Source organism: Pseudomonas sp. efr-133-TYG-23 (assembly GCF_030209215.1).
GTDB classification, from domain to species: domain Bacteria; phylum Pseudomonadota; class Gammaproteobacteria; order Pseudomonadales; family Pseudomonadaceae; genus Aquipseudomonas; species Aquipseudomonas rhodesiae.
The window spans coordinates 113,737-127,442 of the sequence record NZ_JARVSL010000039.1; the positions used below are offsets into that span (position 1 = coordinate 113,737).

The window sequence follows — 13,706 nt, forward strand, 5'->3', positions numbered from 1 at the left end:
TCGTTCAAGGAACCTGTATGCAGTTGGACCCCGCCAGCGGTTGGTGCCAGGGCATTCGTCATTGCCCTTCGCCCAACTTCAATCAGCGCCCCGCAGGCGAAATCTCACTGCTGGTGGTGCACAACATCAGCTTGCCACCGGCGCAGTTCGCCACTGGCAAAGTGCAGGCGTTTTTCCAGAATCGCCTGGATGTCACGGAACATCCTTACTTTGAAGGGATTGCCGACCTACGGGTATCTGCGCATTTTCTGATTGAGCGCGACGGGACGGTGACGCAGTTTGTGTCCTGCCTTGACCGGGCCTGGCATGCTGGCGTTTCGCAGTTCGAGGGGCGGGAAACCTGCAACGATTTTTCCCTGGGCATTGAACTGGAAGGCACGGATGAGCTGCCGTTCACCGACGCCCAGTACCGTGCACTGATCGACCTGACCCGCCAATTGCAGGCGGCTTACCCTGATATCACCCCGCAACGCATTTGTGGCCACAGCGATATCGCGCCGGGACGCAAGACCGACCCCGGCCCCGCTTTTGATTGGAAGCGCTTTCGCAGCGCCCTGCAGGATGGAGGACACACCTGATGAGTTTCCTGGTACTGGTGTTGGCGGTCTGGATCGAGAAGTTCTCGGCCCTGCGTCATCGGTTGCAGCGCGATGGCGGCTGGCTGCGCGAGCTGGCCAAACTGGAATCGAGCCCACGCATGGCGCAGCGGCCTTGGTTGATTCTGACCTTGTTGGTGTTGCTGCCGGTGGCACTGCTTGCGCTGTTGCTGCTGGTACTGGAACCGGTGGCCTATGGCTTACTGGCGCTGCCGGTGCACCTGCTGGTGGTGATCTACAGCCTGGGCCGTGGCGATCTGCTGGCTGATCTGGGCCCGTTCCGCGATGCCTGGCGACGCGGCGACTTGCAGGCCGCCGAGCACGTCGCCGAGCGCGACCTCAAGCTGGGCGCCGACAGCGGCGAGCAACTGCTCGATCGGGTCCAGGGCCACCTGTTATGGCAGGCCTACCAGAGCTTTTTTGCGGTGATTTTCTGGTATTTCCTGCTGGGCCCGGTCGCTGCCCTGGCTTATCGCCTGCTGGCGTTGGCCAGCGAACACAGCCAGAACCCACTGGTCGCCGAGCGCGCCGGGCAAATGCGCCACGCCTTCGACTGGTTGCCGGTGCGCCTGCTGGCCGCCAGTTTTGCCTTGGTGGGCAACTTTGTCGCGGTCAGTCGGGTCATGCTGCACGAGCTACTGAGCTGGGACATCAGCGCGGCCCAACTGGTGGATAAAGTCGGTCTGGCCGCCGCCGAGATACCGGCGCCGGCAGTGGGGGCCGACGGTATCAACAGCCTTGACCGCCTATGGGAACTGCTGCTGCGCGCGGCTGTGCTGTGGTATGCCGGGTTCGCCATCTGGACGGTGTTGCCGTAAAGCGCAGACCGCGTTACGTGGGAGCCTCTTCGGCTCCCACTGGCTGTTAACCTTAAGTTACAAAACTCCCTTTCAAATTGAGCTATACAGACAGAGCGCCAAATAGTGGCTTTCTGCCGCCGCCCTGCGCCCTCAATAAAAATAAAACAAAAAGGGAGTTCACCTGTGAAGAGCTTGCTCTATCCCGCCGTCGCGCTGATGAACCGCCTGAGCTTCGGCCTGAAGTTCAGCCTGATCAGTGTGTTGTTCCTATTGCCGATGCTGGTCACCAACTATTTCCTGGTGCGCGATTCGTGGCGCGAATTCCAGGGTACTCGCGTCGAACTGCAAAGCCTCGACGTGCTCGGCAGCAGCCTGGCCCTGCGCCGTGACCTGGAAACCCTGAATAATCAGGTACAAATCAACGCCACTCTGGGCCAGTCGGGTAAGGCGGGCGACCTGGAAGGCAAGATCAGCGCCTTGGAACAGAGCGTACTGAGCCGCTTGCAGGGCTTTACCGCGATGGCCACTGACCCCGAGCAAATCGCGGTGTTCGAGGCCAAGCGCGACGAATTGATCGGCGCGTTCAAGGCCCAACAACAGGAAACTTCGCTGCTGAGTAAAAGCGCATTGATCGGCAAGCTGCTGAACAAGGCGCAGATGCTCGGCCAGATCGTCGCCAGTCAATCGGGCTTGAGCCGCGACCCCCAAAGCGATCTGCGCCAGCTGACTGAGTTGATCACCAGCGTCACGCCGCAGGTGACCCAAACACTGGGAGAAGGGCGGGCCATGGGCGCCTATTCGCTGGGGCAGGGGTTTCTCAATTCATCTTCCAGCACGCGCTTTGACGAACTGCTGCAGCAACTGGAAAAACTCCACGGCGAATATGGCTTGAAACTGCAGGATGCGCTGGGCTCCAGCAGTGCCGCGCACACGGCGCTCGACGGGCTGGCCAAGGCCAGTAACGCCAGCCTCAAGCAAGGCAGTGAGCTGTTCGAAGAGCAGGTGGTCATGGCGGAGACCCTCGATGCGCCCTGGCAGACGTTCTACGATGCGGTCAGCCAGTTGATGGCCCAGACCTATCAACTCGATGAGGCCACCCTGGGGTTTCTTGAGCAACAGTTGCAGCATCGCCTGACGCAGAACCGCCTGCACATGGTGGTGCTGGTGTCGGCGCTGACCGCCGTGTTTTTGCTGATCTTCTACCTCTACGCCGGTTTCTATGCCTCCACGCGCACCACATTGCGACATCTGGGCGCGATGATGGACAAGGTGGCGGCCGGTGATATGACCGTCTCCTTCGTGGCGCGCAGCCGCGATGAACTGGGTGACCTGGGTCAGGTGTTCAACGGCACCGTGGCGAAAATCCACGATCTGATCGAGCGCGTCGGGCACACCGTCAACCAGGTCGAGCAGCAGGCCGGTCAGGTGGAGACGGTCTCGGCGCAGAGTAACCAGGCCGTCTGCGGCCAACGCACACAGATCGAACAGGTGGCAACGGCCATGAACCAGATGTCGTCCACCGCCCAGGAGGTGGCCCGCAACGCCGCTGCAGCCGTCAGCAGCGCCCACAGCGTTAACCAGGAGACCGTCAGCGGTCGCGGCCTGGTGCAATCCCAACAGGGCAGCATCGCGCGGTTGGCGTCGGAAATCGACCAGTCGGTGCGGGTGATCAACCAATTGGCCACCGACAGCCAGGCCATCAGCACGGTGTTAGAAGTGATCAAAAGCATCGCTGAGCAAACCAACCTGTTGGCGCTCAATGCCGCGATCGAGGCGGCGCGGGCCGGTGAGCAGGGCCGCGGTTTTGCGGTAGTAGCGGATGAGGTGCGTACCCTCGCGCGGCGCACGCAGCAGTCCACCGAAGAGATCGAGCAGATGATCAGTCGCTTGCACAGCGGTGTGGATGCGGCGGTCAAGGCCATGGGCAGCAGCCATGAAATGGCCAATGGCACGGTCGGGCAGTCGGAACAGGTCCAGCAGGCCTTGGAAAATATCCTCGGTGCCGTCGGCATGATCGTGGATCAGAACCAACAGATTGCGGCAGCCGTGGAACAGCAGACCGCCGTGGCCCACGATATCGACCAGAACATCGTCGAAATCAATCGCGCCGGCGAGCATGCCGCCGACGGTGCGCAGCAGACCGCTGCGGCCAGTCAACGGTTGTCATTGCAGGTGGTGGAGTTGAAACAGCTGATCGGCGCCTTCCGCGTGTAAGGCACAGGCGTAGGACTAAAGCGTTAACGGGTGTGGTGTGCGTCTGAATTTTCCGGGGTGTCTTTTCTGGCCGCGTAAATGAGTGAGAATTTATTTCATTCAAACCGGGAGCCGGGGAGGCACCACGATGACCGCTGCACTCGGCATCAAAGGGCAATGCGCCCATTGCGATATCACCTTTGAACTCAAGCCTTGGCAATTGAATGCCATCGCCATCGAAGAGCCCTTCGACTGCCCGTATTGCCACCGGGAGCTTGAACTCAAATGCCCTCGCCAACTGCGCCATTTCAAGTCCCTGGAATATTGGGCGTTGGTGCGACCAAGCATGGTGACGTTCACTTGCGTGGTGCTGATCGTGGCGCTGGTGGCAGAGTGGGTGGGGCTGATCAGTGTGATCGGGCAGTTCAATATTTCGCTGGTGGTGTTGCTGGTGCATTTCATGGTGTTGCGCTATGCCCGTCATCGCCAGCGCATCACCCTCAACCTGCACGCCGTCGAGCCGACGCTACCAATTGAACAACTCACGCGCATTGCGTGTGCTCGCCTCGGCCAACGATAGCGGGTCGATACCCATATGCTCGGCCAGGGCCTGGCAAATGTCCGGCAAGTGCTCGGGGCTGTTGCGCTGGCCGGGGTACATGGCGGGCGGCATGTCGGGCGAATCGGTTTCCAGCACCACCGCGTCCAGCGGCAGCTGTGCCAGCACCTTGTGCATGCGCAACGCCTGGGGCCAGGTGGCGGCGCCGCCCAGGCCGAGCTTGAAACCCAGCTTGATGTATTCGCGGGCTTCTTCGCGGCTGCCGGCAAACGCGTGAATGATGCCGCCGCGTGGCACGCGGATGCGCTTGAGCGTGGCAATCACCGCCGCATGGCTGCGACGTACGTGCAGCAGGGCAGGCAACTGAAAATCCGCCGCCAGTTGCAGTTGCGCTTCAAACAGCTGTTGCTGACGTTCGCGGTCCAGGTGTTCGAGGAAGTAATCCAGACCGATCTCGCCCACCGCGCAGAGTTGCCGATGGCCTTGCAGGCGGCTCAGCCAGTCGCCTAATGCCCTCAGATCGGCGGGGCGGTGATCGTCCAGATATACCGGATGCAGGCCGAACGCAGCGAACAGGCTTTCATCCGTCTGCACCAAATCCCACAACCGCTGCCAATTCTGCTGATACACCCCCAGCACCACCATGCGCTGCACGCCCAGCTCGCGGCTGTGGGCGAGGACTTCCCGGCGGTCGCTGTCGAATTCCGGGAAATCAAGGTGCGTGTGGGTGTCGATCAGCTTCACGTTTACGCCTCGTGAATACGCTGCTTGAAGGTGCGGCCGATGGCGTGTACGCCCGGTTGGTACTGCTCTTCTTCGATGGCGGCCAGGGCCAGGCGCAGCGCGGTGTCGGCGATCAACTGATGCTGCTGGGCCATGGCGTTGACCGGCAGCGGCAGGAAGTCCAGCAGTTGGGTGTCGCCAAACGTGCCCAGGCGCAGGGGCCGTGATTTGAGCGGGTAGTCGTGCAGTGCGTCGAACACCCCTTGGAGCAGCACGTAGGACGTCGTCACCAGCGCGTCAGGCAAATGGCCCAGCCGCTGCAGCAATTGCTCCATCAGCTGTCGGCCACAATCGCGGCTGAAGGCTTCGCCGTGTTCGATGAGCATCTCGCCGGTAAAGCCTTTCAACGCTTGCTGAAAACCGGCGGCGCGTTCCTGGCTGATACTCAGCTCGGGCCGCGCGCCGATCAGCACAATCTGTTTAGGCAACGGTTGCAGCAGGCTGCTGGTCAGTTGCTGGCAGGCCTGGCGGTCGTCGCTGACCACCGAACAGAACTGCGCCGGCTCCATCACTCGGTCGATGGCGATTACCGGAAGGCCTTTGGCTTGCAGCTCGCGGTAGCTGTCGTCGCTGGTGGGCAGGCAACTGGCCACGAACAGCGCATCGCACCGCCGGGCGCGGAACAGTTGCAGCAATTGGCGTTCGCTGTCGGCATCGTCGTCGGAGCTGGCGATCAACAATTGATAGCCACGCGCGCGCGCGCCTTGCTCCAGCAATTTGGCGATACGCGCGTAACTGGGGTTTTCCAGGTCGGGCAGAATAAAGCCCAACGTGCGCGTGTGCCGGCTGCGCAGCCCGGCGGCCTGGGGATTAGGGGTAAAGCCGTGGGCCTCCACCACCGCACGCACCCGTTCGACGGTGGCGTGGCTGATGCGTTGCTGGGCGGCTTTGCCGTTGATGACATAACTGGCGGTGGTAACGGACACACCGGCCAGACGTGCGATATCACTGAGTTTCAAACCGGGATTTCCTTGTTTTTTGGAGCTTGCCCCGACATTTTGTCCAATCGTAACCGATTACGCACACGACCAATGTCCCAGCTCAATCGCCGAGTGGTCCTTCAAGGATGCACAATTAACGCGTAATCTGCCTTAAATTCTAGATTAAACGTTTCAGCCAGCGTATTTTTACGACGTTCGCGACCGAGCGGCTCCTGCCAACTGACCGCTCAGTCAGTAATTTTCAAACACCCCTACACTGTTTTATTCAAAACAATACCTAGTGCGCCCAGCGCACTAACTAGGAGAACGGCATGCTTGAGCTCACTGTAGAGCAGATATCCATGGGCCAGGTGGCTGTGGATAAATCTGCTGCCTTGCACCTGCTCGCTGACACACTGGTGGCCGACGGTCTGGTCGCCGAGGGCTATCTGAGTGGCTTGCAAGCCCGTGAAGCCCAAGGCTCGACATTTCTCGGCCAAGGTATTGCGATCCCCCACGGCACGCCTGAAACCCGCGACCAGGTGTTTGCCACCGGCGTGCGTCTGCTGCAGTTCCCCGAAGGGGTGGACTGGGGCGACGGCCAGATCGTGTATTTGGCCATTGGCATTGCCGCCCAATCCGACGAACACCTTCGCCTGCTGCAATTGCTGACCCGAGCCCTCGGTGAGACCGACCTGGGTGAGGCGCTGCGTCGTGCCGGCTCTGCCGACGCCTTGTTGAAGTTGTTGCAAGGCGCACCGCAGGAATTGGCGCTGGATGCACAGATGATCAGCCTGGGGGTGTCCGCCGACGATTTTGAAGAGCTGGTCTGGAGAGGGGCACGCCTGCTGCGCCAGGCCGATTGCGTCAGCAACGGCTTCGCCGCCGTGTTGCAACAGGTCGATGCGCTGCCCCTGGGCGACGGCCTGTGGTGGCTGCACAGCGAGCAGACCGTCAAGCGCCCGGGCCTGGCGTTCGTCACCCCGGACAAACCCATGCGTTACCTGGGCCAACCGCTCACGGGCCTGTTTTGCCTGGCCAGCCTGGGCGAAGCGCACCAGGCCTTGCTTGAGCGTTTGTGTGCGTTGCTGATCGAAGGCCGTGGCCAGGAACTGGGCCGCGCCACCAGCAGCCGCGCGGTGCTTGAAGTATTGGGCGGCGAACTGCCGCCGGACTGGCCGAGCGCGCGCATTACCCTGGCCAACGCCCACGGCCTGCATGCGCGGCCGGCGAAGATCCTGGCGCAGTTAGCCAAGAGTTTTGACGGCGATATCCGTGTGCGCATCATCGATGGTCCGGCCACCGCGGTATCGGTCAAAAGCTTGAGCAAGCTGCTCAGCCTCGGCGCCCGCCGTGGCCAGGTGCTGGAGTTCGTCGCCGAACCCGGCGTTGCCGGTGATGCGCTGCCGGCACTGCTGGCCGCGGTGGAGGAGGGGCTTGGTGAAGAGGTCGAGCCGCTGCCGACCGTCAGCGCGCCCCCCGAAACCCTAGACCTCGAACCGCTGCTCAGCGCACCGGCCTCCGGTAGCCAGATCCAGGCTATCGCTGCGGCGCCGGGGATTGCCATTGGCCCCGCTCATGTCCAGACCCAGCAGATGTTCGACTACCCACTGCGCGGCGAGTCACCGGTGATCGAGCGTCAGCGTCTGCATGCCGCCCTGACCGACGTGCGCCGCGATATTCAGGGGCTGATCGAGCGCAGCCCATCCAAAGCGATCCGCGAGATTTTCATCACCCACCAGGAAATGCTCGACGACCCGGAACTGACCGACGACGTCGACACCCGCCTCAAGCAAGGCGAAAGCGCCGAAGCCGCATGGATGAGCGTGATCGAAGCCGCCGCCAAACAGCAGGAGTCGTTGCAGGACGCCTTGCTCGCCGAGCGTGCCGCCGACCTGCGAGATATCGGCCGTCGCGTGCTGGCGCAACTGTGCGGCGTCGAAACCGCCCAAGAGCCGAATGAGCCGTACATCCTGGTGATGGACGAGGTCGGCCCGTCCGACGTGGCGCGCCTGGACCCGGCGCGCGTCGCCGGTATCCTCACCGCTCGCGGTGGCGCCACGGCCCACAGCGCCATCGTCGCGCGTGCCCTCGGTATACCTGCGTTGGTCGGCGCTGGCGCCGCCGTCTTGCTGGTCGCCGCCGGCACGCCGCTGTTGCTCGATGGCCAGCGCGGCCGCCTGCATGTGGACCCCGATGCCGCCACCCTGCAACGGGCTACCGTCGAGCGCGACACCCGTGAACAACGCCTGCAAGCGGCCTCCGCCCAGCGCCATGAAACAGCTCTGACACGCGACGGGCATGCCGTGGAAGTGTTCGCCAATATCGGCGAAAGCGCCGGTGTCGCCGCAGCGGTGGAGCAGGGCGCCGAAGGCATCGGTTTGTTGCGCACCGAACTGATTTTTATGGCTCACCCACAAGCGCCGGATGAAGCCACCCAAGAAGCCGAGTACCGCCGCGTTCTCGACGGCCTCGGTGGGCGCCCGTTGGTGGTGCGCACCCTCGACGTGGGCGGCGACAAGCCGTTGCCTTACTGGCCGATTGCCGAGGAAGAAAACCCTTTCCTGGGCGTGCGTGGCATTCGCCTGACCTTGCAACGCCCGCAGATCATGGAAGCGCAGCTGCGCGCGCTGTTGCGTTCGGCGGATAACCGCCCCCTGCGCATCATGTTTCCCATGGTCGGCAGCGTCGATGAGTGGCGCGCTGCCCGTGACATGACCGAGCGCCTGCGCCTGGAAATCCCGGTGGCCGACCTGCAACTGGGGATCATGATCGAAGTACCGTCGGCCGCCTTGCTGGCGCCGGTGCTGGCCAAGGAAGTGGACTTCTTCAGTGTCGGCACCAACGACCTGACCCAATACACCCTGGCCATCGACCGTGGCCACCCGACCTTATCTGCCCAGGCCGACGGCTTGCACCCGGCGGTGCTGCAGTTGATCGATATCACCGTGCGCGCCGCCCATGCCCACGGCAAATGGGTCGGCGTGTGCGGCGAACTGGCGGCGGACCCGCTGGCAGTGCCGGTGCTGGTGGGCTTGGGAGTGGACGAACTGAGCGTGTCGGCGCGCAGCATTCCCGAAGTGAAGGCGCGTGTGCGCGAATTCAGTCTGAGCCAGGCCCAGAGCCTGGCACAACAAGCACTGGCGGTGGGTTCCCCCGCCGATGTGCGAGCCCTCGTGGAGGCGGTGTAAATGGCAAGGATTCTGACCCTGACGCTGAACCCGGCGTTGGATCTCACGGTGCGCTTGGCCCGCCTGGAACCGGGTGAAGTCAACCGCAGCGAAACCCTGCTGACCCACGCCGCCGGCAAGGGCGTGAATGTGGCGCAGGTGCTGGCCGATCTGGGGCATCAATTGACCGTGGGCGGTTTTCTCGGTGCGGACAACCCGCAAGCCTTTGACGCGCTGATTGCTCGTCGCGGTTTTGCCGACGCGTTTATCCGCGTGCCGGGGGAAACCCGCAGCAATATCAAAATCGCCGAGCAGGACGGTCGTGTCACCGATATCAACGCGCCGGGCCCGCAGGTGAGCGAGCAGGCGCAACAGGCCTTGCTCAACCAGCTCACTCTGATCGCTCCCGGTCATGATGCGGTGGTGGTCGCCGGCAGCTTGCCGCGCGGCGTCAGTGCGCAGTTGTTGCACCATGTGTTGGTGCAGTTGAAAGGCCTCGGTTTGAAGGTTGCTCTGGACACCAGTGGCGAGGCGCTGCGTGCCGGTCTGCGAGCCGGCCCGTGGTTGGTCAAGCCGAATACCGAAGAACTGGCCGATGCCCTCGATTGCCCCACCGACTCCCTCGAACAGCAGCGCCAGGCCGCGCAGCGCCTGCACGCCCAGGGGGTGGAACATGTGGTGGTATCCCATGGCGCCGACGGTGTGAACTGGTTCAGCCCGACGCTGGCGCTGCATGCCACGCCGCCCAAGGTCAGCGTGGCCAGCACCGTGGGTGCCGGGGATTCGTTGCTGGCCGGCATGTTGCACGGTCTGCTCAGTGGCGAGGCCCCCGAACAGACCCTGCGCCGTGCCACGGCGATTGCCGCGATGGCGGTGACGCAGATCGGTTTCGGCATCAGCGATGACGCGCAGTTGGCGCATCTGCAAAGCGGCGTCGATGTACGCCCGCTCACAGAACAATAAGAGGGTTAGTCATGAAGTTAGCCATTGTTACTGCCTGCCCTAACGGCATGGTCACCAGTGTGCTGTGCGCCCGCTTGCTGGACGCCGCCGCGCAGCGCCAAGGCTGGAGCACCAGTGTCGAAGTGGTGGATGTGCAGCACCCCGAGCGCGCGCTATCCGACGCGACTCTGGCCGCCGCCGAGTGGGTGTTGCTGGTCAGCAGCACGCCGGTGGATATGCAGCGCTTCATCGGCAAGCGCGTGTTCCAAAGTACGCCGGCCCAGGCGTTGGCGGATGTGGAAGCGGTGTTGCGTCGCGGTGCTGAAGAGGCTCAGGTGTATGTCGCCAGCCAGGCGCCCGTCGCGGCAAAAAATGCCCCGCGCATCGTCGCCGTCACCGCATGCCCGACCGGCGTGGCCCACACCTTTATGGCTGCCGAAGCCTTGCAGCAGACGGCCAAGCGCCTGGGTTACGACTTGCAGGTCGAGACCCAAGGTTCGGTGGGCGCACGTACGCCGCTGAGCGCCGAAGCTATCGCTAATGCCGATGTGGTGCTGTTGGCGGCTGATATCGAAGTGGCTACCGAACGCTTCGCCGGCAAGAAGATTTACCGTTGCGGCACCGGCATTGCCCTCAAGCAATCGGAAGCGACCCTGAACAAGGCCCTGGCCGAAGGCGCGGTGGAAAGCGCCGCCGGTGCGCCGGTGGCCAAGTCGGAAAAGACCGGCGTCTACAAGCACTTGCTCACCGGTGTGTCGTTCATGTTGCCCATGGTGGTGGCGGGCGGCTTGCTGATCGCACTGTCGTTTGCGTTCGGTATTCATGCGTTCGAACAGGAAGGCACCTTGGCGGCGGCGTTGAAAACCGTCGGCAACAGCGCGTTTACCTTGATGGTGCCGCTGCTGGCCGGTTATATCGCCTATTCGATCGCCGACCGTCCGGGGATCGCGCCGGGCATGATTGGCGGCCTGCTGGCCGGCACCTTGGGCGCGGGTTTTATCGGCGGCATTTTTGCCGGTTTTCTGGCCGGCTACTGCGTCAAAGGCGTCACCCGCGTGGTGCGTCTGCCGCAAAGCATGGAAGCTCTCAAACCGATCCTGATCATCCCGTTGCTGGCGAGCCTGTTCACCGGCCTGGCGATGATCTACCTGGTGGGCCCGCCGGTGGCGCGCATGCTCAGCGGCTTGACTGAATTCCTCAGCACCATGGGCACCACCAACGCGGTGCTGCTGGGCATTCTGCTGGGCGGCATGATGTGCGTGGACCTGGGCGGGCCGATCAACAAAGCGGCGTATGCGTTTTCCGTCGGCTTGCTGGCTGCCCACAGCGGCGCGCCGATGGCCGCGACCATGGCCGCCGGCATGGTGCCGCCCATCGGCATGGGCATCGCCACGTTCCTGGCGCGGCGCAAATTCGCCCAGACCGAACGCGAAGCCGGCAAAGCCGCGATGATCCTCGGGATGTGTTTTATCTCTGAAGGCGCGATCCCCTTCGCCGCCAAAGACCCGCTGCGCGTGATCCCGGCAAGCATCGCCGGCGGTGCGTTGACCGGCGCGCTGTCGATGTATTTCGGCTGCGTACTGGCCGCGCCCCACGGTGGTTTGTTTGTGCTGGTGATTCCGAACGCGATCAACCATGCGTTGCTGTATCTGCTGGCGATCGTTGCGGGCAGCCTGCTGACCGGGGTGGTGTATGCGCTGATCAAACGAGCGGAAGTGGTGGAGCTGAGCGTCGCGCCGGCCAACGCCTGACACGGTCTGGCAGGGCCCGACAATGTGGAAGGGGCACGCCCCAATGCCCGTTAGCCAAGGACTCAGATGATCCAGCCCTGGCAATGACTACCGCCCCTCCACATTTGGATCTCGGCTCACCGCAGGGTGAGTGTCACACCCGCTTCATCCCCGCGTGGTTAAGTGCCTCTTTTGAGACTCAAGAGGGCACCTGCATGAGCCACTTCGATCTGGGCCGTCGCCGCGTGATGCAAGCCGTCGGCGCCGGTCTGTTATTACCGGGCCTGGCGCCGGCGGTGATTGCGTCGGTCAAGGACCGGCCGCAACTCACCGATGGCGTGCAGTCCGGCGATCTGCTGGGCGACCGCGCGATGATCTGGAGCCGCAGCGACCGGCCCGCGCGGATGGTGGTGGAATGGGACACCCGCAGCGTGTTCAGCAACCCGCGCCGTTTTGTTTCGCCGCTGGCCGACAACCGCACCGACTTCACCGCCCGCGTTGAACTGACCGGGTTGCCTGCCGACCAGGCGGTTTTCTATCGCGTGCATTTCGAAGACGCCCAGAGCGGCGTGGCCAGCGAACCCTGGTTCGGCCACCTGCGCAGCGTGCCGCAACAGCGCCGCGACATTCGCTTTGTATGGAGCGGCGACACCGTCGGCCAAGGCTTCGGCATCAACCCGGACATCGGCGGCATGCGCATCTACGAAGCCATGCGCTTGCGTCTGCCGGACTTCTTTATCCACAGCGGCGACACCATCTACGCCGACGGCCCGGTGCCGGCGCAACTGGCCACTGAAGGCGGGCGTATCTGGCGCAATATCACCACCGAGGCCAAGAGCAAAGTCGCCGAGACCCTGGACGAATACCGTGGCAACTACCGCTACAACCTCATGGATGAAAACGTGCGCCGCTTCAACGCCGAAGTACCGCAGATCTGGCAGTGGGACGACCACGAAGTGATCAACAACTGGTCGCCGAGCAAGCAATTGGACGAGCGCTACCAAACCCGCGACATCAACACGCTGGTGGGACGCGCGCGCCAGGCCTGGCTGGAATATTCGCCGATGCGCCGCCAAGGCGCCGACGGCGGCGGGCGCATCTATCGCAAGCTCAGTTATGGCCCGCTGCTGGATGTATTCGTGCTCGATATGCGCAGCTACCGTGGCCCCAACGACGACAACCTGGGGGCGGCCAAGCCGTTTCTGGGGCGTGAACAATTGGACTGGCTCAAGAGCGAACTCAAGGGCTCCAAGGCGCAATGGAAAGTCATCGCCGCCGACATGCCCATCGGCCTGGGCGTGCCCGACGGTGAAGTCAGCCCCGGCGTGCCGCGTTGGGAGGCCATCGCCAACGGCGAGCCGGGCCCGGCCCAAGGCCGCGAGCTGGAAATCGCCGAACTGCTGACGTTCCTGCGTGCGCAGCAGGTACGCAACCATGTGTGGCTGACGGCAGACGTGCACTACTGCGCGGCGCATCACTACCATCCGGATCGCGCGGCGTTCCAGGATTTCGAACCGTTTTGGGAGTTTGTCGCCGGGCCGTTGAACGCCGGCAGCTTCGGGCCCAATCCGCTGGATAAAACCTTTGGGCCTGAAGTGGTGTTCGAAAAAGCGCCACCGGCACAGAACACTTCGCCGTTTGCCGGGTTTCAGTTTTTTGGCGAGGTGAATATTGATGGCCAGACCGGGGAGTTGACGGTGATCCTGCGCGACTTGGATGGAGTCTCAGTATTCGAACAGAAGTTGCAACCTACCTGACTTGAAATGCTATCCCAATGTGGGAGGAGGCTTGCCCCCGATGACGGTGTGACAGTCATTTATCAGACGACTGACCCACCGCCATCGGGGGCAAGCCCCCTCCCACAGTGGACCGCGCGGCGTTCTGGGAGTTTGTTGTCGGGCCGTTGAACGCTGGCAGTTTCGGCCTAATCCGCTGGTTAAAACCTTTGGGCCTGAAGCGGTGTTCGAAAAAGCGCCACCGCACAGAACACTGACTTGAAATGCAATCCCAATG

The 13,706-nt window shown here is 63.0% G+C and carries 9 protein-coding genes and 1 pseudogene; 8 read left to right on the forward strand and 2 right to left on the reverse strand.

What is annotated here, in order from left to right:
* Positions 1 to 17: 17 nt before the first annotated feature.
* The 4 genes and pseudogenes from ampD (at position 18) to QRN41_RS23680 (ending at position 4,169) form a co-directional block, all read left to right on the forward strand.
* Entirely contained in the window at positions 18 to 578 is a 561-nt protein-coding gene (gene ampD, locus QRN41_RS23665) for a 1,6-anhydro-N-acetylmuramyl-L-alanine amidase AmpD (protein ID WP_034111723.1), read from the forward strand.
* The gene (ampE, locus tag QRN41_RS23670) at positions 578 to 1,414 is read left to right on the forward strand and encodes a regulatory signaling modulator protein AmpE (protein ID WP_034095841.1); all 837 of its coding nucleotides are present in this window, start codon (positions 578 to 580) and stop codon (positions 1,412 to 1,414) included. The genes ampD and ampE overlap by 1 nt, the downstream gene beginning before the upstream one ends.
* Before the next feature lie 1,674 nt (positions 1,415 to 3,088).
* A pseudogene (locus QRN41_RS26400) lies at positions 3,089 to 3,610 on the forward strand (methyl-accepting chemotaxis protein); the annotation flags it as partial.
* Positions 3,611 to 3,737: 127 nt separating this feature from the next.
* Positions 3,738 to 4,169, forward strand: a complete 432-nt coding sequence (locus tag QRN41_RS23680) for a hypothetical protein (protein WP_034095843.1) — start codon at positions 3,738 to 3,740, stop codon at positions 4,167 to 4,169.
* Here the strand turns inward: QRN41_RS23680 and QRN41_RS23685 are convergent.
* Both QRN41_RS23685 and cra read right to left on the reverse strand, forming a co-directional pair.
* A complete protein-coding gene (locus tag QRN41_RS23685) occupies positions 4,116 to 4,892 on the reverse strand; it encodes a TatD family hydrolase (RefSeq protein WP_167418604.1) in 777 nt (258 codons plus the stop codon). The genes QRN41_RS23680 and QRN41_RS23685 overlap by 54 nt on opposite strands.
* A 2-nt stretch (positions 4,893 to 4,894) precedes the next feature.
* The gene (cra, locus tag QRN41_RS23690; RefSeq protein ID WP_034111727.1) at positions 4,895 to 5,890 is read right to left on the reverse strand and encodes a catabolite repressor/activator; all 996 of its coding nucleotides are present in this window, start codon (positions 5,888 to 5,890) and stop codon (positions 4,895 to 4,897) included.
* A gap of 293 nt (positions 5,891 to 6,183) precedes the next feature.
* Here cra and ptsP point away from each other — a divergent pair, with 293 nt between their 5' ends.
* From ptsP to QRN41_RS23710, 4 genes are all read left to right on the forward strand, one after another.
* A complete protein-coding gene (gene ptsP / locus QRN41_RS23695; RefSeq protein ID WP_167418603.1) occupies positions 6,184 to 9,042 on the forward strand; it encodes a phosphoenolpyruvate--protein phosphotransferase in 2,859 nt (952 codons plus the stop codon).
* Positions 9,043 to 9,984, forward strand: coding sequence for a 1-phosphofructokinase (pfkB, locus tag QRN41_RS23700; RefSeq protein ID WP_167418602.1), 942 nt, complete (start codon positions 9,043 to 9,045; stop codon positions 9,982 to 9,984). It abuts the gene before it with no gap.
* Positions 9,985 to 9,995: 11 nt separating this feature from the next.
* Complete coding sequence (locus QRN41_RS23705; RefSeq protein WP_167418601.1) at positions 9,996 to 11,714, forward strand: PTS fructose-like transporter subunit IIB; 1,719 nt, start codon at positions 9,996 to 9,998, stop codon at positions 11,712 to 11,714.
* A gap of 194 nt (positions 11,715 to 11,908) precedes the next feature.
* Positions 11,909 to 13,450, forward strand: coding sequence for an alkaline phosphatase D family protein (locus QRN41_RS23710; protein WP_167418600.1), 1,542 nt, complete (start codon positions 11,909 to 11,911; stop codon positions 13,448 to 13,450).
* Positions 13,451 to 13,706 lie beyond the last annotated feature (256 nt).

Excerpts from the sequence above, each read along its gene's own strand:
- ampD (WP_034111723.1), top strand. The coding sequence starts at position 18 with ATGCAGTTGGACCCCGCCAGCGGTTGGTGCCAGGGCATTCGTCATTGC.
- ampE (WP_034095841.1), top strand. The coding sequence starts at position 578 with ATGAGTTTCCTGGTACTGGTGTTGGCGGTCTGGATCGAGAAGTTCTCG.
- QRN41_RS23710 (WP_167418600.1), top strand. The coding sequence starts at position 11,909 with ATGAGCCACTTCGATCTGGGCCGTCGCCGCGTGATGCAAGCCGTCGGC.
- ptsP (WP_167418603.1), top strand. The coding sequence starts at position 6,184 with ATGCTTGAGCTCACTGTAGAGCAGATATCCATGGGCCAGGTGGCTGTG.
- QRN41_RS23705 (WP_167418601.1), top strand. The coding sequence starts at position 9,996 with ATGAAGTTAGCCATTGTTACTGCCTGCCCTAACGGCATGGTCACCAGT.
- QRN41_RS23680 (WP_034095843.1), top strand. The coding sequence starts at position 3,738 with ATGACCGCTGCACTCGGCATCAAAGGGCAATGCGCCCATTGCGATATC.
- pfkB (WP_167418602.1), top strand. The coding sequence starts at position 9,043 with ATGGCAAGGATTCTGACCCTGACGCTGAACCCGGCGTTGGATCTCACG.